Annotated in this window: 18 protein-coding genes; 2 read left to right on the top strand and 16 right to left on the bottom strand. The window is 61.6% G+C overall.

What is annotated here, in order from left to right; translation table 11 throughout:
• Positions 1-18 precede the first annotated feature (18 nt).
• The 13 genes from RVY79_RS13145 to RVY79_RS13085 all read right to left on the bottom strand — a co-directional run bounded on the left by RVY79_RS13145 (position 19) and on the right by RVY79_RS13085 (position 10,289).
• On the bottom strand, positions 19-846 hold the full coding sequence (locus tag RVY79_RS13145; protein WP_317464711.1) for a TatD family hydrolase: 828 nt from the start codon (positions 844-846) through the stop codon (positions 19-21).
• An 81-nt stretch (positions 847-927) separates the two neighbouring features.
• Positions 928-1,257, bottom strand: coding sequence for a PilZ domain-containing protein (locus RVY79_RS13140; RefSeq protein WP_411161730.1), 330 nt, complete (start codon positions 1,255-1,257; stop codon positions 928-930).
• 69 nt (positions 1,258-1,326) lie between these two features.
• On the bottom strand, positions 1,327-2,304 hold the full coding sequence (locus RVY79_RS13135) for a DNA polymerase III subunit delta' (protein WP_317464708.1): 978 nt from the start codon (positions 2,302-2,304) through the stop codon (positions 1,327-1,329).
• Positions 2,295-2,933 (bottom strand): dTMP kinase, encoded by a 639-nt coding sequence (gene tmk, locus RVY79_RS13130; protein ID WP_317464707.1) that lies wholly within the window; start codon positions 2,931-2,933, stop codon positions 2,295-2,297. The genes RVY79_RS13135 and tmk overlap by 10 nt, the downstream gene beginning before the upstream one ends.
• A gap of 18 nt (positions 2,934-2,951) precedes the next feature.
• Positions 2,952-3,953 carry an endolytic transglycosylase MltG gene (gene mltG / locus RVY79_RS13125; protein ID WP_317464705.1) on the bottom strand — a complete coding sequence of 334 codons (1,002 nt, stop codon included), beginning with the start codon at positions 3,951-3,953 and terminating at the stop codon, positions 2,952-2,954.
• Positions 3,954-3,967: 14 nt separating this feature from the next.
• Entirely contained in the window at positions 3,968-4,783 is an 816-nt protein-coding gene (gene pabC, locus RVY79_RS13120; protein ID WP_317464703.1) for an aminodeoxychorismate lyase, read from the bottom strand.
• Between the two features lie 5 nt (positions 4,784-4,788).
• Positions 4,789-6,021 (bottom strand): beta-ketoacyl-ACP synthase II, encoded by a 1,233-nt coding sequence (gene fabF, locus RVY79_RS13115; RefSeq protein ID WP_317464701.1) that lies wholly within the window; start codon positions 6,019-6,021, stop codon positions 4,789-4,791.
• 173 nt (positions 6,022-6,194) lie between these two features.
• Positions 6,195-6,428 (bottom strand): acyl carrier protein, encoded by a 234-nt coding sequence (gene acpP / locus RVY79_RS13110; RefSeq protein ID WP_011506901.1) that lies wholly within the window; start codon positions 6,426-6,428, stop codon positions 6,195-6,197.
• Positions 6,429-6,670: 242 nt separating this feature from the next.
• Entirely contained in the window at positions 6,671-7,414 is a 744-nt protein-coding gene (gene fabG / locus RVY79_RS13105) for a 3-oxoacyl-ACP reductase FabG (RefSeq protein WP_317464700.1), read from the bottom strand.
• Positions 7,415-7,441: 27 nt separating this feature from the next.
• Positions 7,442-8,398, bottom strand: a complete 957-nt coding sequence (gene fabD / locus RVY79_RS13100) for an ACP S-malonyltransferase (RefSeq protein WP_317464699.1) — start codon at positions 8,396-8,398, stop codon at positions 7,442-7,444.
• Between the two features lie 5 nt (positions 8,399-8,403).
• The gene (gene plsX / locus RVY79_RS13095; protein WP_317464786.1) at positions 8,404-9,537 is read right to left on the bottom strand and encodes a phosphate acyltransferase PlsX; all 1,134 of its coding nucleotides are present in this window, start codon (positions 9,535-9,537) and stop codon (positions 8,404-8,406) included.
• Positions 9,538-9,561: 24 nt separating this feature from the next.
• Complete coding sequence (gene rpmF, locus RVY79_RS13090; RefSeq protein ID WP_133693975.1) at positions 9,562-9,732, bottom strand: 50S ribosomal protein L32; 171 nt, start codon at positions 9,730-9,732, stop codon at positions 9,562-9,564.
• A 29-nt stretch (positions 9,733-9,761) separates the two neighbouring features.
• Positions 9,762-10,289: a YceD family protein gene (locus RVY79_RS13085; protein ID WP_317464697.1), complete on the bottom strand. Its 528-nt coding sequence runs from the start codon at positions 10,287-10,289 to the stop codon at positions 9,762-9,764.
• 124 nt (positions 10,290-10,413) lie between these two features.
• On the opposite strand from RVY79_RS13085, the gene RVY79_RS13080 reads away from it, so the two are divergent.
• A complete protein-coding gene (locus RVY79_RS13080) occupies positions 10,414-10,995 on the top strand; it encodes a nucleoside triphosphate pyrophosphatase (RefSeq protein WP_317464696.1) in 582 nt (193 codons plus the stop codon).
• Positions 10,996-11,011: 16 nt separating this feature from the next.
• On the opposite strand, the gene sppA is transcribed toward RVY79_RS13080, so the two are convergent.
• From sppA to RVY79_RS13065, 3 genes are read right to left on the bottom strand one after another with little or no spacing between them, the layout of a single operon-like run.
• A complete protein-coding gene (gene sppA / locus RVY79_RS13075; protein ID WP_317464695.1) occupies positions 11,012-12,091 on the bottom strand; it encodes a signal peptide peptidase SppA in 1,080 nt (359 codons plus the stop codon).
• A complete protein-coding gene (locus tag RVY79_RS13070) occupies positions 12,088-12,801 on the bottom strand; it encodes an HAD-IA family hydrolase (RefSeq protein WP_317464694.1) in 714 nt (237 codons plus the stop codon). Before RVY79_RS13070 ends, sppA begins: the two co-directional genes overlap by 4 nt.
• 60 nt (positions 12,802-12,861) lie before the next feature.
• Positions 12,862-13,809 carry an RluA family pseudouridine synthase gene (locus RVY79_RS13065; protein ID WP_317464692.1) on the bottom strand — a complete coding sequence of 316 codons (948 nt, stop codon included), beginning with the start codon at positions 13,807-13,809 and terminating at the stop codon, positions 12,862-12,864.
• 732 nt (positions 13,810-14,541) lie between these two features.
• Between RVY79_RS13065 and rne the strand changes: the two genes are divergently transcribed.
• Positions 14,542-17,982, top strand: a complete 3,441-nt coding sequence (gene rne, locus RVY79_RS13060) for a ribonuclease E (RefSeq protein ID WP_317464691.1) — start codon at positions 14,542-14,544, stop codon at positions 17,980-17,982.
• Positions 17,983-18,049: the final 67 nt, after the last annotated feature.

Raw genomic sequence — 18,049 nt, 5'->3', positions numbered from 1 at the left:
GCTCCTCGCTGCTGGGCGTTACTGACCGCTCATCTGTGCCAATGCCTCGCGCACATCGTCGGGCGCCTCGGGCAGTGCGGCGCGAAACAGCCGGTAGAAATTGGCACTCGTCTGCATCGCGACTTCGTCGACACTGATGCCCCGCTCGGCGGCAATGCATTCCGCCACTTCCACGACCCACTGAGGTTCATTGGGCTTGCCGCGATGCGGCACCGGGGCCAGATAAGGGCTATCGGTCTCGATCAACAACCGGTCGAGGGGCACAAGACGCGCCAGTTCGCGCACCGAGGTGGCGTTACGGAAAGTCGCGATGCCGGAAAGCGAAATGTAGAACCCCAGCCTTACCGCTTCCCGCGCCATATCGAGATCCTCGGTGAAGCAATGCAAGACGCCTCCCACTGCAGGATCGGTATGCTCACGAATCAACGCCAGGGTGTCTTCCTTGGCGTCACGGGTGTGCACGATCACCGGCAGTTCGAGTTGGCGCGCGGCACGCAGGTGATCGGCAAAACGCCGACGCTGCACCTCGTGGGCCACTGCATCGTAATGATAGTCCAGCCCCGTCTCGCCAATCGCCACCGCATCATGGCGCCGAGCGCAATCGACGATAGCCTCAACGTCAGGCTCGTTCTCGACCTGATGCAACGGGTGCACGCCGGCAGACAGCGAGACATCATCATGGGCACGGGCGATGTCGACCAGATTGGGCACGTCGTCCAGCGTGACGGCGATCGCCAGGAAGTGACGCACGCCTCGGTGGCGAGCGGCTTCCAGGGCGCCGTCGAGCTTGCCGTCATGGGCGGTAAGGTCGAGTCGATCGAGATGACAGTGGGAATCAACGAACATGCGGTACCTAAAGAATCGAAAAAGGTGTGGCCCATGGTATTAGACACTTCTGAAAAGTGCCTACGCTCAATCACACGAGGCCTAAAGGGTATAGCTGGGGCGCGAGGCGGTGACGCCTTCGAGTCGAGCTTCGATCAACTCTCTCACACGTTGGTCGGCGTCGCTGAAGTGCACACCGATCCCCGGGACGCGGCGTCCACCGACACCCGGCGGCGACAGCCAAGCAACGGTGCCTGACACCGGCAGACGGTCGCTCTCATCCGGCAGCGTAACCAGCAGATACACCGTATCGCCAAGCGCATAACGCTCCTGCGTGGGTACGAAGACGCCGCCCCGCACCAGCCAGGGCATGTAGGCCGCCTGCAAGGTCTGCGTATCGTGGAATGTCAAGGATAAGGCTTTTTGCGCCACGCCGGATACTCCTCGGTCAGTGTGCACGACGAGTGTCATGCACGATGTTCATGCCTCAGGCCGGCGCTGTCATGAGCGCAACAACGATGCCCAACGCACCAGCCAGGCTTCCAGCACCAACTGTGCATTGGGATTGCCCCCGGCGGCGATCAAACGGCGCTGTTCACGCGCGTAGTCGAGCAGGCGAAACCAGTCTCGAACCCGCGCATTCTTGGCTGCCTGGCGATACAACGGCAGAAGGTCCGGATTGCGCACGTGCTGTGCCTCACCGGAGACGCCCAGGCGAATCAGGTCTTCGAGCCAGACGATACCGTACCACAGCACGCGATCCAACGACTGGGGATCGAGACGCGCCGCCTCGGCGACCGGCTCCGCCCCCCGCACCAGCGCATCGAACAATTCACGCAACTCCTGGCGCAAGCCGCGCCCCTCGGCCAACTCGAGTGCAAACTGGGGTAAGCCGCCGGCCACACGCAACCAGAAACGCGCTTGCTCGGGATCCTCGAAATGCTCGTTCAGCCACTCCAGGGCGCTATCTGGCTCGGGCACGCCCAAGCTCCAATGCTGGCAACGCGAACGAACGGTCGGCAGCATGCGCGACGGGATGTCCGCCAGGAGCACGAATAGCGTCCTCGCACCGGGCTCTTCGAGACTCTTGAGCAAGGCATTGGAGGCCGCAACGTTCATGGCCTCTGCGGGATGCAGACGGATGACACGGTAGCCACCCTGTTGCGCGGTCTGCGATACGAAAGCATTGACCTGCCGAATCGGATCGATGCGTATCTGGCGGCGCTTTTCAGCCGGGGTGATATCGAGCAGATCGGGATGATATCCCGACGCCAGCATGTGACAGGCATGGCACTCGCCACAGGCGGTGTCGCCCGGTGCATGACACAGCGTACGGGCCACCAAGGCATCGGCAAGGTCGTGCTTGCCGACCCCATGCGGACCCGAGATCAATAACGCATGCGCCAGATGGCCCGCATCCTGTTGACGAATCAGGCGCTGCCACAAGTCACGCTGCCAGGGCATGGGCGTCACGACCATAATGCGCTTCTCGTTGCCAGGTGGTCAGCAATCGACGCCTGTACCGCATCCAGTTCGCGGTCGGCATCGATCACGGCAAATCGCGCCGGCGCCTGGGCAGCGCGAGAAAGGTAGCTCTCACGCACGGCGGTAAAAAAATCCTGCCGCTCGCGTTCGAAGCGGTCACGCGCGGCACCACGCCGTTCGACACGGCGCTGAGCGGCCGCGACCGGCATGTCCAGCAACAGCGTCAGGTCGGGTTGTAGATCGTCTTGCACCAAGGACTCGAGTGTCGCGATGCGTGTCTCGTCCAGCCCGCGCCCGCCGCCTTGGTAGGCGAAGGTCGCATCGGTGAAGCGGTCACAGACGACCCACACGCCCCGCGCCAGCGCTGGGCGAATCTTGGTCGCCAGGTGCTGGGCACGGGCAGCGAACATCAGCAGCAATTCGGCTGTCTCGTCGAGCGGTTCCTGCGGGGCGGGGTCGAGCAGCAACGCACGAATCGCCTCGGCTCTCGGGGTGCCGCCCGGCTCACGCGTGCGCAACACGTCGATACCGCGAGCACTTAGCCAGTCGCACACGAAATCCACGTTGGTGGACTTCCCCACCCCTTCGCCCCCCTCGAGGGTGATGAAACGTCCCGGCGTCATGGCGATGACCTACTCCGCTCAGCGATTGAGAATATAACGGCGTACCGCGGCATTGTGTTCCGCCAATGTACTCGAAAAGTAATGCGATCCATCGCCACGAGCCACGAAATACAAGGCATCTCCCGGCGCCGGATTCACTGCAGCACGCAATGCCCCCGCGCCCGGCATGGCAATCGGTGTCGGTGGTAGCCCGTCGATCACATAGGTGTTGTAGGGCGTTTTGCGGCGTAGATCGGCCCGCGTGATATTGCCATCGTACTCTTTTCCCATGCCATAAATCACCGTGGGGTCGGTCTGCAGCCGCATGCCGCGCTCAAGACGCCGCGTGAAGACACCAGCGATCTGGCGTCGCTCATCCGGCACGCCCGTCTCACTCTCGATCAACGAGGCCAGGATGAGCGCTTCGTAGGCGCTGTCGATGGGTAAGTCGTCCTGCCGCTGCGCCCAGACATTTTGCAAGGTTTCGGCCATGCGTTCATAGGCGCGACGCAGTACACCAAGATCCGTCATCCCCTTGTTGTAGCGATAGGTATCGGGAAAGAAACGTCCCTCGGGATGTTCGTCCCCATGCCCCAGGGCCGCCATGACCTCTTCGTCGCTCATGCCCTGCGTACGATGCTTAAGCTTAGGCGCATCATTCAATCGATGACGCATTTCTGCAAACGTCCACCCTTCGGGAATAGTCAACTGATAAGACACGACGTTGTTGCTCGACAGTCGCGCCAACATCTCGTTGCCACTCATTCCGGGATCGAGTTCGAACTCACCGGCATGCAGTCCGTTGGCTTTGTCAGGGGAGAGCTTCGCCAGCACACGATACGGCCAGACTGCGTCAATGATACCGCGCGCCTCGAGTTCATGAATGATACGCGTGAAACCCGCACCTTCCGGCACTTCATAGACCGTCGCCTGATCCAAAGCAATCGGAGCCGCCAGACGGGATTGCCAATATTGATAACCGCCCAGTACCGCCACACCAACCAGTATCGCAACCCCTATGAGAACCTTCACCACTCGCATATCGATACCTTGTCTCACGCCTCACCGAAGGCGTCATGGGGATAGCCCAACAATGGGTGGGCATGCTGTTGTAGATACCGCTGCTCGGCCTGCATTGTCCAACGCCTCAGGCAGGCACCCGCGGCATCGTCCAGTTGCCTCAAGGGCCATACGCCCTGCACCGAGTTGACGACCCAAGCCGCATCGGCCTCCATCAGCGTCTCGCTCCCCACTTTTCGCGTATGGATCGGCAATTGCCGGCGTAACGTCGCCAGCAGCGTCCCTTCTACGCCACATGCCGTCAGATCGGGGGTTTCGAGCGCGCCGTGACGCTGCCACACCAGGTTCATACTGGTCGCCTCGACGAGATGACCGTACTGATCGCACAACACCCCCTCGGCAACATCCGCATCGCACCACTCACGACGTGCCATGACATTCTCGAGACGGTTGAGATGCTTGATACCTGCCAGTAAAGGCTGATGGCCCAAGCGCAGCCGGCACAGGCGAACGCGCACGCCATCGCGCCAATACGCGGACTGCGGCGTGAATGGCATACACCGCCAACGCACGCGTGGTACGGGCGGTTCGGGAGATTTATAACCACGCCCACCGCTGCCACGGGTCACGAGCAGTTTGAGCACGAACAATCCAGTCCCTGCCTGCCCCGGCAAGCTCGCCAAGGTGTGCATATCCGGCAATGGAATTTCCAACCGCTCGGCGCCGCGTGCCAACCGCCGTAGATGCGCGTCCCACAATAAAGGGTGCCCATCACGCACGAGGACGGTCTCAAAGAGACCGTCCCCGTAAGCGAGACCGCGATCGTCGAACGGTACTGCCTCATCGGCCATGGCGCTTAAACGCGGCCGAAGATCAGCGACCCATTGGTACCGCCGAAACCGAAGGAATTCGACAGGCTGTAAGCCACCGGCATTTGGCGCGCCTCGTTGGGCACGTAATCCAGCGTGCACCCCTCATCGGGGGTCTCGAGATTGATGGTCGGCGGCACAACGCTATCGCGGATGGCGAGCACACTGAAGATCGCCTCGACAGCGCCGGCGGCGCCCAGCAGGTGACCGATCATCGACTTTGTGGAGCTGACCGCCACGGACTTGGCCGCCTCACCCATGACGCGCTCCACGGCCTGGCTCTCGGCGACATCGCCCGCCTGGGTGGAGGTGCCATGCGCGTTGATATAGTCCAGCTGATCGGCATCGATCGCCGCATCCTTGACGGCGTTGCGCATGGCCATTTCCGCCCCACTGCCGTTAGGTGACGTCATATGGTAGGCGTCATCGCTCATGCCAAAGCCTAGAACCTCGGCATAGATGGGCGCGCCACGCTGCTTGGCATGCTCGTACTCCTCGAGCACCAGTACCCCCGCACCATCTGAGAGCACGAAACCATCGCGCTCACGGTCCCAAGGACGGCTCGCTGCGGCAGGGTCATCGTTACGCGTCGACAACGCTCGCGCCGCCGAGAACCCTCCAAGACCCAGTGGCGTGGTCGCCATTTCAGCGCCTCCGCAGACCATGGCATCCGCATCGCCATAGGCGATGGTGCGCGCCGCATAGCCGATATTATGCGTCCCCGTGGTACAGGCCGTGGTGATGGCGATGTTGGGCCCACGAAAACCATGTTGAATCGCCAGATTGCCGGAGATCATGTTGATGATCGACCCTGGCACGAAGAATGGCGAGATCTTACGCGGTCCGCCACGCTGCAAGGCGTTGTGGTTATGCTCGATCATCGGCAGCCCACCAATGCCCGAGCCGATCGCTACCCCGATGCGATCCGCGTTGTCATCGTCGCTCTCCAGTCCGGCATCGGCGATGGCCTGCCCAGCCGCCGCGATCCCGTATTGGATGAACAGATCCATCTTGCGCGCGTCCTTGGGGTTCAGGTAAGGACTGATATCAAAGTCCTTCACCGAGCCACCAAAGCGCGTGTTGAATCCTGTGGTGTCGAAGTGGTCGATCAGCGAGATGCCACTCTTGCCCGCCAGGATATTGTCCCAGCTTTCCTTGACAGTGTTACCGACAGGGGTCACCAGGCCCAATCCGGTCACCACGACCCTTTTACGAGGCATCAGCTTTCCTCCAGACTTGCGAGTTGGCACGGCCGAGCCGTGTTTGGCGCGCATTATACCCGAAACACCGACGGGGTGGAGACCGCACGCATGCACAAACGACAAAGGCCGCCCTGATGACAGAGCGGCCTTCGCGAGTCGATGTCGAACCGGACGACCCGGTCCCGCTCTACTTACTGGTGAGCGACGACGTAATCGATCGCTTCCTGAACGGTCGTGATCTTTTCGGCTTCTTCATCGGGAATCTCGGTGTCGAATTCCTCTTCGAGCGCCATCACCAGCTCGACAGTGTCCAGCGAGTCGGCGCCGAGATCCTCGGTGAAGGAAGACGTGTTCTGGATGTCTTCTTCCTTGACGTTCAGGCGCTCAGCCACAACCTTCTTAACGCGCTCTTCGATGGTGCTCATTCTCTTGTTACTCCTAGTGGTACGAATCCGCTAGCTCTGGAAAGCTGCGGGTAGTTTATAGACCGCTCCCAGACGACGCAACCAGCGCTTTAGAGGGTATCTACAAAATGCTCATAGGCAGCCATGAGCCCTGAAATTGCCCTGAAAAAGCGCATTTATCCAACATGAATCACGCTTTTTCGTGCAATTACGTCTTGCCTTGCCTTATTCCGCCTCTCTTGTAGACATCCTCTCTGGGGGCGTCAACGCATATTCATGCCGCCATTAACTTGCAGCGTCTCACCGGTAATGTAGCCGGCATTGTCGCTGGTGAGAAAACCCACGGCAGCGGCAATTTCTTCAGGGGCACCCAAACGCGACAGTGGAATCTGCCCCAACAACGCGTCGTGCTGGGCTTCGGGCAATCCCTGCGTCATATCCGTGGCAATGAATCCCGGCGCGACACTATTGACGGTGATGCCACGCGAAGCGACTTCACGAGCCAGGGAGCGAGAAAACCCTTCCATGCCGGCCTTGGCCGCCGCATAGTTAGTCTGCCCCAGATTGCCCATGCTGGCGACTACCGAGCTGATACTCACGATACGCCCGAAACGCGCCTTGGTCATGCCACGCACACACGCCTTGGTGACGCGATAAAGCGATTTGAGATTGGTGTCGAGCACCGCATCCCACTCGTCTTCCTTCATTCGCATCAGCAGGTTGTCACGCGTAATACCGGCGTTGTTGACCAGTATGGTCGGGGCGCCAAACTCATCGCCGATCGCCTTGATAAGGCTCTCGACACTCTCCTGATCGGTGACATCGAGCACGCGCCCAGAACCCACGATCTCATGTGTCTTGAGGTCGGCATCGATGCTGTCGGCGCCAGCCTGGCTGGTCGCAGTGCCGATCACCACACGTCCTTGACGGCCCAGTTCACGGGCGATTGCCTGACCGATACCACGACTGGCACCGGTGACCAGGGCTACCCTGCGTTCGCTTGTCATCTGGTTTCCCGCATTAATCACTGAAGACTACTCCCCTTCGCCTTCGCTACGCGCCAATTCAAGCGCGCTTTCCAGCGACTCGGGGTCGTTGACGGCAAGCCCCTTGGCTTGACGTTGAATCCGCTTATTGAGTCCAGTCAGCACCTTGCCGGGCCCACACTCGACGAAGACCCGAGCGCCACGTTCATACATGGCGTTGACGCAATCCGTCCAGCGTACCGGGCGATAAAGCTGCTCGACGAGACGCTGACTGAGCGTCTGAACGTCATCATGCTCGAGCGCATCGACATTCTGAACAACGGCATAACGCGGCGTCCGCAGATCGAGCCGGTCCATCTCGGCTGACAGGCGTTCGGCGGCCGGCTGCATCAGACTGCAGTGCGAAGGCACCGAGACCGGCAACGGCAAGGCACGCTTGGCGCCCGCCTCCTGGCACAAGGCAATCGCTCGATCCACGGCCGTCTTGTTGCCTGCAATAACGACCTGTCCGGGCGCATTATAGTTGACCGCCGAGACCACTTCACCTTGCGCCGCCTCACGGCATGCCGACTCGACCGTTGCATCGTCGAGGCCGAGCACTGCGGCCATCGCGCCGTGACCTTCGGGTACCGCCGCCTGCATCGCCTCGCCGCGCAAGCGCACCAAGCGCACGCCTTCCGCGAAGCTGATGACCCCGGCACACACCATGGCACTGTATTCACCCAGACTATGGCCGGCCATGACCAAGGGGCGCGGGCCTTCAAGCTCTTGCCAGATGCGCCAGATCGCGACGCTGGAAGTCAGTAATGCCGGCTGAGTGCAGGCCGTGGCATTCAAGGTGCCTTCCGGACCTTCTTGCACGATTTTCCAGAGATCGTAGCCTAACGCACCGGACGCTTCGTCGAACGTGGTCCGCACGACGCTGTAGCGCTCGGCCAGCTCCCTCAGCATGCCGACCTGCTGGGAGCCCTGCCCCGGAAAGACGAGGGCGAGGGATTGTGTCATGACAGTCACCTTTGAGGATGGGAGTCGTCGGATTGAGCATCGCTCGCTAACCCGCTATCCGCTCGACCGCTATCGGGGTCGACCGAGTGGACAGAAGGCTCAGAATGTGATGCATCACTCAATTCCCGTGCCAGGTGCGAAGGCAAGTCCATATCGATCTCGCGCACCGCGCGTGAAATGGCATAAGCAAATCCCTTGGCGTCCGCACTTCCGTGACTCTTGACGACAATACCCGCCAGCCCCAGAAGACTAGCGCCATTATAGCGTACCGGATCCAGCCGACGCTTGAGACGCAGTAACGCAGGCCACGCCATGGCACGCACCACGCGCGTGGTCAGGTGTGCCTCGAATGTTGTCTGCAAGCGCGACATCAGCATCGTCGCCAACCCTTCGCTGGCCTTGAGCACCGCATTGCCGACGAAGCCATCACAGACCACGACATCCGCCTCGCCCGAGAAAACACCGTCGCCTTCTAGGTAACCGATATACTCGAAGGAATAGCCCACTCGATGACACGCCACACCTTCGCGCAGACGCTTATCCGCTTCGCGGACACTGGGCACGCCTTTGTTGGCCTCGACGCCGATATTCAACAGCGCCACCCGCGGCATCGACAGGTCGTCGATCACGCGCGCCATGACGGCGCCCATGCGCGCGAAATCCACCAGATGCCGTGCCTGAACATCGACATTGGCCCCTAGATCGAGCAGATAGCACTGTCCGTTACCTTGAGTGGGGACCGCCGTGCTGATGGCAGGACGTGCGATGCCCGTGACCGTGCCCAGCTCGCGCCTGGCGAGCGCCATCAGCGCCCCGGTATTACCCGCACTGACACAAGCATGTGCGTGCCCATCCCGAACACTCGTGATAGCACCCAACATGCTCGACCCATCAGCCTCACGCAAAGCATTGGCCACCTTCATGGCCTGCGAAATGACACGCGGCGCGTGTTGCAGAACAAGACGGGGGCGATAGCCGGAAAGGCGTTTGGGAAGGGACTCTAGCTCGGCCTCCAGTGCGTCGCGTGGGCCGTGCAACTGAATCTCGAGATTCGAGTGCATGGCAAGCGCCTGGAGAGAGCCGATGACGGTGGCGCGGGGACCCATGTCCCCGCCCATCGCATCGATAGCGATTCGCACAGTCACGTGCGCGTCGACGACGTCTTAAACGTCGACGACCTTGCGGCCACGGTAGAAGCCATCGGGGGCCACGTGGTGACGACGATGCGTAGTGCCGGTTTCCTTGTCCTGAGACAGGGTCGGTCCGCTCAGCGCATCGTGGCTACGACGCATGCCACGCTTGGAACGGGTCTTGCGGTTCTGTTGAACTGCCATGGGTTACACTCCAGAGTGTCGACGATGATTCAAAGTTTGCCTTTCAAGTTGCGCAGCACCTCGAAAGGGCTTGTAGAACGCTGCTCCGACACGTCGGCATCAGCGCCGCTTTCCAGCTGGTCGCGCGAAACGGCGCAATCCGCTTCGTCATGATAAATCACCTGAGGCAGACTAAGGATGAGTTCATCCTCGACTACCGGCAGAAGATTCAGCTGCTCGTTTTCCACCAATACCGGCTCATAGTCGCTCGGCAACTCGCCCGCCAGGCTGTCATCACTGACCAGTCCCAGCAGAATGCGACTCTCCAACGTTACCGGCATGAGCTCCAGACAGCGCCTGCAAGGCATCTGCACATGCGCCAGGAGATAGCCGTCCATGAGGCGCCGCCCTTGCGTATCGATATCGAAACTCAGGCGTACCTCGCAGTCACCCTGCTGCGCGCCGATCTCTTCGCCGAGACGCAGCATTCCATCGAGCGCTGCCAGCCCTTCGAGACGTTCACGATTGGCAGCGAGCTTATAAGGCTCGACCTGCTTGGGAAGTCGTGTGGTTAACATAGGCGCGCAATAATAGTGACTCACCCCGACGCTGTCAAAACAAGCACACTGTACAGAACTCACGCTACACGCCAGACTGCGAAGTGACGCGCGCCACACCGCCATCGTTTTTCAAGGAGACGCCATGACTCGCCTTGTCCTCGCTTCCGGCTCCCGTTGGCGCCGCCAGCTTCTCGACCGTCTCGAACTGCCTTATGCATGGGCCGCGCCGGACATCGACGAAACGCCGCACCCCCACGAATCACCCCATGCGTTAGTGCATCGCCTTGCTCTGGGCAAGGCCACTGCGCTGGCCGGCGACTACCCCGAGCACCTGATCATCGGCTCGGACCAAGTCTGCCTGTTCGACGGCGAAATACTCGGCAAACCCGGCGACATGGCCACCGCCCGCGCCAACCTGCGCCGCTTTTCGGGACGCCACGTTCACTTCCTGACCGGCATCGCACTCATCGATACCGCCCACGCGCGTCATTGGGTCGATCACGAACGCTACGATGTGGTGTTTCGCCAACTCAGCGACACCCAGATCGAACGTTACGTCGACAAGGAGCGCCCACTGGATAGCGCCGGCAGCTTTCGCATGGAAGGGCTGGGCATCACGCTCTTCGAACGTCTCGAGGGACGTGACCCCAACGCCTTGATCGGCCTGCCACTGATACGTCTTTGTGAAATGCTGCGCGAGGCCGGCCTCGACCCGTTGGGCTGATACCGGCCGGGTGTCGTCATGGCACCTGATAACGCACGGGCGACGCATTGCCGGAGACCCCGACCCACTCGGCCGCGACACGCCCCAGTTGGCGTGACAAGCGACTCAAGGGATCGAGCGCCGGGGTATAATCATGCAACCGCACCTCACCGAGGCGCTGGCGGGAGAGCGCATCGAGACTCTCGAGACCATCGATCAACCCCAGCTCCAGCGCCTGCTCTCCGGTCCAAATCAATCCGGAAAAGAGTTTAGGATCGTCCGCCAGGCGCTCGCCGCGTCCCGCCTTGACGTCTTCGATGAACTGCCGGTGCGTGGTATCCAGCACTTGCTGCCAGAACTCTCGCTGCTCATCGCGTATCGGGGAAAAGGGATCGAGAAACGCCTTGTTGTCACCGGCGGTAAAGACTCGGCGCTCGACGCCCAACTTATCGATGGCATCCTGCATGCCAAAGCCAGAGTAAATGACACCTATCGACCCCACCAGACTCGCCGGGGCGGCGTAGATATCGTCCGCCGCCGCCGCAATGTAATAGGCACCGCTCGCGCCGATGTCCTCGATCACCGCAATGATCGGCTTGTCGCCCTTCTCCGCCAAACGGCGCACTTCGTCATATACACGCTGTGACTGCACTGGACTGCCGCCAGGGCTATTGATATGCAGTACCACCGCCCGCGATGAGGGCGCTTGCCATGCAGCACGCAGGCCCTCGATGATGCGCTCGGCACTCGCCTCGCCATTGGCATCGATCACGCCCTCGACCTCGACGACGCCCAGGTGAGGAGCGCCCACGCCACCGGGCATGCCACGCTCGGCGAAGAATAGCGCATACGCCGTCATCGCCAGCGACGACGCAATCAGCAGCACGACCACCAGGCGAAAGAATAGTTTCCAGCGCCGTGACCTCCGCTGCTCGACGAGTACGCCATCGATCCAGCGATCGAGCATGCGCTGCTCGCGCAAGCGGCGTAGTTCACGCAAGCGCTCGGGGTCGCTTGCTGCCTCTTCGTCCAGCTCATCGGCCTGACCAGGTCCTCGCGATGTACGCTCGATCTCGGGCCCCTGCGTCCAGGCATCCTCGCGTTTATCGTCACTCATGAGATTTCGCTCCGTAGCCGCGTGGCGCCTGATACCGAATCATTGGCATCATTTTGGGGGACCGTATACAACCAATCCATCAACACCGAGAACGTGTCGGCCATCAGCACCGGCTCGCTACGCGCCAGACGTTCGCGTGCATGAACGCCATAGGTCACTGCCACCCGATCCATGCCCAATGCCCGCGCCATTTCCATGTCATACTCGGTATCGCCGACCATCAACGCCTCTTCCGGCGCCAGATGCGTCTCGACCAGCAACTCTTCCAGCATGCGAGGGTGCGGTTTGGACAGCGTTTCATCGGCCGTACGACTCGTGTGGAACCATTCGCCACTGCCTGTGCTCGTAAAAATGCGCTCCAAGCCACGGCGGCTCTTGCCGGTCGCTACCGCCAGTCGCAGGCTCGACTCGCCCCGCAGCCGCGTCATGCCGGATACCACTCCATCGAAGAAATGCATCGGCTCGCGCTCGGCGGCAACGAAATGTGCCGCATAACGCTCGCGCAAGCGCTCACGCTGCTCCATTGACATGTCCGGGCAAAGCTTGGCGATGGCCTCCGGCAGACCCAGCCCGATGATGTCGCGTACCGCCGCATCCGACAGCGGCGCCCAGCCAATATCGTGCGCGGCCGCCTGCATGCAGGCGACGATTCGCGCGGCGGAATCCATCAGAGTGCCGTCCCAGTCGAAGATCACTAAACGATAGCGCAAACCACTTTCCCCTCATCAATGGCGTCATTGGAAACCACACCCTCGGGGTGCATGGCACTGTCAACTAACGCGCCGCGCTCTCGCCAGCACCGCTTCGAGCGTTTCCCCCAGCGGCGCCTTGACGTGCACCGGTCGTCCGCTGGTGGGTTCGGGAAAGGTCAAGGCATGAGAATGCAGAAACAGACGATCGAGCTTTAGCTCACGCGCCAGACGCGCTCCCTCGCGAGTGCCATACTTGTCGTCACCCAACAGTGCATGCCCGGCATGCGCGGCATGCACGCGGATCTGGTGCGTGCGCCCGGTCACCGGCTCGGCCTCGATCAGCGTGACACGCGAGAACGCCTCGCGCACGGCAAAACGCGTCCGCGATACCTTGCCCTGGTTGTCGACACGCATGCGACGCTCGCCGTTGCCGGCATCGAAGCGATCGAGCCGGGCGCTGACGAACTCACGTCGCGTCGGCCAGCGCCCTTGCACCAGCGCTAGATACTGCTTGTCCATCTGATGGGCCTTGAGCGCCTGATTCAAGGTCACCAGCGCCGCCCGCGACTTGGCCAGCAGCAAACAACCGGAGGTATCGCGATCCAGACGGTGCACCAGCTCGAGGAAGTCGAGATCGTCACGAACCTGGCGCAGCGCCTCGATCAACCCGATTTTCACGCCACTACCCCCGTGTACGGCGAGGCCAGCCGGCTTGTTGAGCACCATCCAGTCGGGGCCCTCGACCAGCACACTGCCTGCCAGCAGATTACGCAGTCCGTCACTGACTTCGCGCACAGCCTCCTCAGGGGCCAGACGCAATGGCGGTATGCGCACCAAGTCACCCAGCGCCAGACGATAGTCCGCCTTGACCCGCTTCTTGTTGACGCGAATCTCGCCCTTGCGCACGATGCGATAGATCAACGACTTGGGCGCCCCCTTGAGCCGCGTACGCAAGAAATTGTCGATACGTTGTCCGACCTGCCCTTCGCTTACTTCCACCCACTGTACGTCGCGGCCTTCGGCCATGCGCACCCTCTCCTTATACGAATCGCCACCGGATTGTCGGCGCTTGACGCCACACGACATTCTACCGCAGCGAGATCGTCTTGACGCCAATTGCTGCGTTATCGCTTTACTGTTATATTCGAGGCTCGCTCAAATGGGCATCAAGCGCCCATGAGTTGCGCCTGCTCTGCAGACACGCAGGCCCGAGCGAAGAACATGACATTCCCCTCGCGCGACGCCGAATACCGCGCCGCGTCAACGGGAAAAGAACGATTGGAACGCCATGCCCGCCAGGGGCGCACGAGACACTCGGCGCCCACCATACGGGGTGACATAAACACCGTGCCGAGGCCGGCGTGCCGAATCGACCTATTGCTAGCTGTCTAGCGGATGACCGCAGGGCCGGACGGGCACACTCCCGCCGGAACACGTCCTGCCACCGCTGCGTACTCAACATGCTCTTACAGTGTTCAGGGATGTATACGACAGGATCTATACGGACGGAATAACGACGTTGAACACCCCTCGAAGCGCTGGCGGGCCCCCTCGTCCACCGCATTCGGCGGCCATCATCACATGCATCGCCCACTGGGCGGTGACGACCGTTGGTATGCCTGTCTTGTCGCCCTCGGCCCTCCGGGTCGCCAAGACATCGTCACGACATGCACTGAGCACAAGCATGCAAGCAAACGATTCGACGCGCCGTTACCACGCCTTGTCGTCAGACCGGCACGCCTAGTCAGTGAGACTTGCATGAAACGAATGCTCATCAACGCGACACAGCCCGAAGAGCTGCGCGTCGCGCTCGTCGATGGACAACGCCTGTACGATCTCGACATCGAATCCGGTGCCCGAGAACAGAAGAAAGCCAACATTTACCGTGGTCGCATCACGCGTATCGAGCCCAGCCTCGAAGCGGCGTTCGTCGACTTCGGCGCCGAGCGTCACGGCTTTCTCCCGCTCAAGGAAATCTCGCGGGAATACTTCACCAAGGAGCCTTCCGGACGCCCCAACATCAAGGAAGTGCTCAAGGAAGGCCAGGAAGTCATTGTCCAGGTCGACAAGGAAGAACGCGGCAACAAGGGCGCCGCCCTGACGACCTTTATCAGTCTGGCTGGGCGCTTTTTGGTACTGATGCCCAACAATCCACGTGCCGGTGGCATCTCGCGGCGCATCGAAGGTGACGATCGTGCGCAGCTCAAGGACGCCATGGGCCAACTGACCGTTCCCGACAAGATGGGCGTCATCGTGCGTACCGCCGGGATCGGGCGTTCCCCCGAGGAACTGCAGTGGGACATGGACTATCTGGTGCAGGTCTGGGAAGCGATCACCGAGGAAGCCGGCAAGCGCAGCGCCCCGTTTCTGATTTATCGCGAATCCAACGTCATCATTCGCGCCATGCGCGACTACCTGCGCCATGATATCGGCGAGGTCTTGATCGATAGCCCCGAAGTGTATGAAGAAGCCCTGCACTTCATCCGCCAGGTCATGCCCTCGTACCAGAACAAGATCAAGCTCTACGCCGATGACGTACCGTTGTTCTCGCGTTTTCAGATCGAATCGCAGATCGAGACCGCGTATCAGCGCGAAGTCAAGCTGCCCTCCGGCGGTGCCGTGGTCATCGACCACACCGAAGCCCTGGTCTCCATCGACATCAACTCGGCGCGCGCCACACGTGGCAGCGACATCGAGGAAACCGCGTTGCAGACCAACCTGGAAGCCGCCGACGAGATCGCGCGTCAACTGCGTCTGCGCGACATCGGCGGCCTGGTGGTCATCGACTTCATCGACATGACGCCGGCCAAGAATCAGCGTGAAGTCGAGAACCGTGTCCGCGATGCGCTCAAGCTCGACCGCGCACGTGTGCAGATCGGCCGCATCTCACGTTTCGGCCTGATGGAAATGTCACGCCAGCGCCTGCGCCCGTCGCTGGGCGAGACCAGCGGCGTGGTCTGCCCGCGCTGCAACGGCCAGGGCACCATCCGCGATGTGCGCTCCATATCGCTATCTATCATGCGCCTCATCGAAGAAGAGGCCATGAAAGAGCGCAGCTCGCAGATTCGCGCAGTGCTCCCGGTGCCGGTGGCGACCTACCTGCTCAACGAAAAGCGCAGCGTGCTCAACGACATCGAGCAGCGGCAAGGCGTTCAGGTGGTGCTCTTGCCCAATCCCGACATGGACACGCCGCACTACGACATGCAACGCCTGCGCGATGACCAGGTAAACGAAGAAGATGGTCAACGTTCAAGTTTCGAGCTGCCCACCGAAACCGACTATACGCAAGAGCCCGATGCGGCCTTCGACAAGCCGGTGCAACGCGCCGAGGCGGCGGTCAAGAGTGTGGCTCACAACGCCCCGGCACCGACCTCACTGCAGACCGATGCCGAGCCGCAGACCACTTCGAGCACGACGCCGCCCCCTTCGGAGTCACACGAAGGCGGCCTATTCTCACGCTTGGTGAAAGGCTTCGGCAAGTTGCTCAATGGCGAGGACAATGCCGCCTCTACACAGAGCGCTGCATCCGGCGCCGAGTCGCAAAAACGCGTGGCCGGCAAGTCGTCCTCGGCGGATTCCTCGCAACAGCGCAACCGTAGCGGCAATGGCCAGGCGGCGCGCTCACGCGATGATAACAACACCGGCAAGCAGCAGCGCCAGAGCTCTCGCGACAACGACGAGACGCCACGCGATGCAGCGTCCAGCAATGGCAACAGTGGGCGCAATGGCAACAACAACAACCGCCGTCGTCGCAATAGCGAGGAATCACAAGAGCGCCAGGCATCGCGCAACGAAGGCCGTCGCGAAGGAGGTAACAACGCGCAGTCTAACCGCAATTCGCGGCCTTCGCGTGGCTCCGGCAAGTCGAACAATGGCGAACGTAGTGAAAACGCCAATAACGGCGACAACTCGAAGCAGGACACTCGTAACGACGGTGGTAAAGAAGCGCGTAACACCGGTAAATCCAACAAGTCCCGCGAGGAAAACAAGGACACCAAGGACAATAAGCCCAAGTCGGAGACTGCGTCACAAGCGACGTCCAACGACAAGGCTGCAGAAAAGCCCTCTCCGGCGAAGGACGACACGCCGAAGGCAGACAGCAAGCCGAAGCGCACGCGCAACAATCCGCGCCAGCGTAGCCGCAAGCATGCCGTGAATCCGCAGTCGGTTGCCGAGCAAGAAAAACTGCAGGCACAGCAGCAAGAAGCGGCAAGCGAACCGGAACAAGACGTCCAGGGCGACACCTCCAGTGCCGCGCCCTCGCCCGGCAAGGCGGCAGACGACAAAGCGAGTGCCAAGTCGGGCGAGACAGCATCGTCCGCCGTGACCGAAGCGACGCCCGAGTCAGCGACACAGCCCGCCGAGTCTCAGCCTGCGGCCATGGCCGAGCACACCCAAACGGGCAATAGCACCCCCGCGGCTAAACCTCGTTCGGATGCTGCGACGCCATCGCGCCCGACCGAAGCGCCGGAGGAAGACAGCACCACCGAGGCGCCGAAAGCCGAAGCGACGCCTGAACGGGACAGCACCGAGCGCAGCGCCACCAAGGCGACGTCGAAAGACGCTCCCGCTGAGGACTCTACGCAAGCGCCCGCTGATGACTCTCCGGCACAGGCACCGACGCACGCTGCTCCTGAGGATGCCGGCGAAACCGCCAAAGCAACCCCGGAGGAGGAAAGCGCTGCAGCTTCTCAAGCCAAGCACGGCGCTCCGCAGTCCAGCGACGCGCCGGTTGCGAGTGAGAAACCCGCGCCGTCTACGCCCACCGAGCCCCTTGCGGCTCAGGCGAGCGATGACGAGCCGACCCACGATGACGTGACGCCGTCCTCCCAACCTGAGGACGATAGCGTCGCTGTCACCGATGAGACCGCCGCGACAACGTCCAAGGACAGCGCCGAATCACAGGTCAGCTCGGCTTCGACCTCGACGCCCACGCCGGCGCCCGAGGTCGACACACCGTCTTCGAGCGACACGTCGGCCAGCACCGAGGAAACGCCCGTGACGCCGGCCGAGTCTCCGGCACCGACAGCCACACCTCGCGCCGAGGAGGCTTCCGCGCCGGCAGCCACCACCACGGTAGCGTCGCAAGCGCCCCAGGAAATGAGCACGCCGCGTCAGCGTCGCCGTGCGCACAACGATCCACGCGAACAGCGCCATCGTCTCCAGGAAAACCTCTTCCGCGGCGACGACAACGCCTAGCCGGCTCGGCCGCCTACCGGGCACAAAAACGCCTGAAGGATTCCTCCTTCAGGCGTTTTTTATGGTC

The organism is Chromohalobacter sp. HP20-39, from assembly GCF_033052815.1.
Classification (GTDB): Bacteria; Pseudomonadota; Gammaproteobacteria; order Pseudomonadales; family Halomonadaceae; genus Chromohalobacter.
This window is presented reverse-complemented; position numbering and strand designations above follow the sequence as displayed.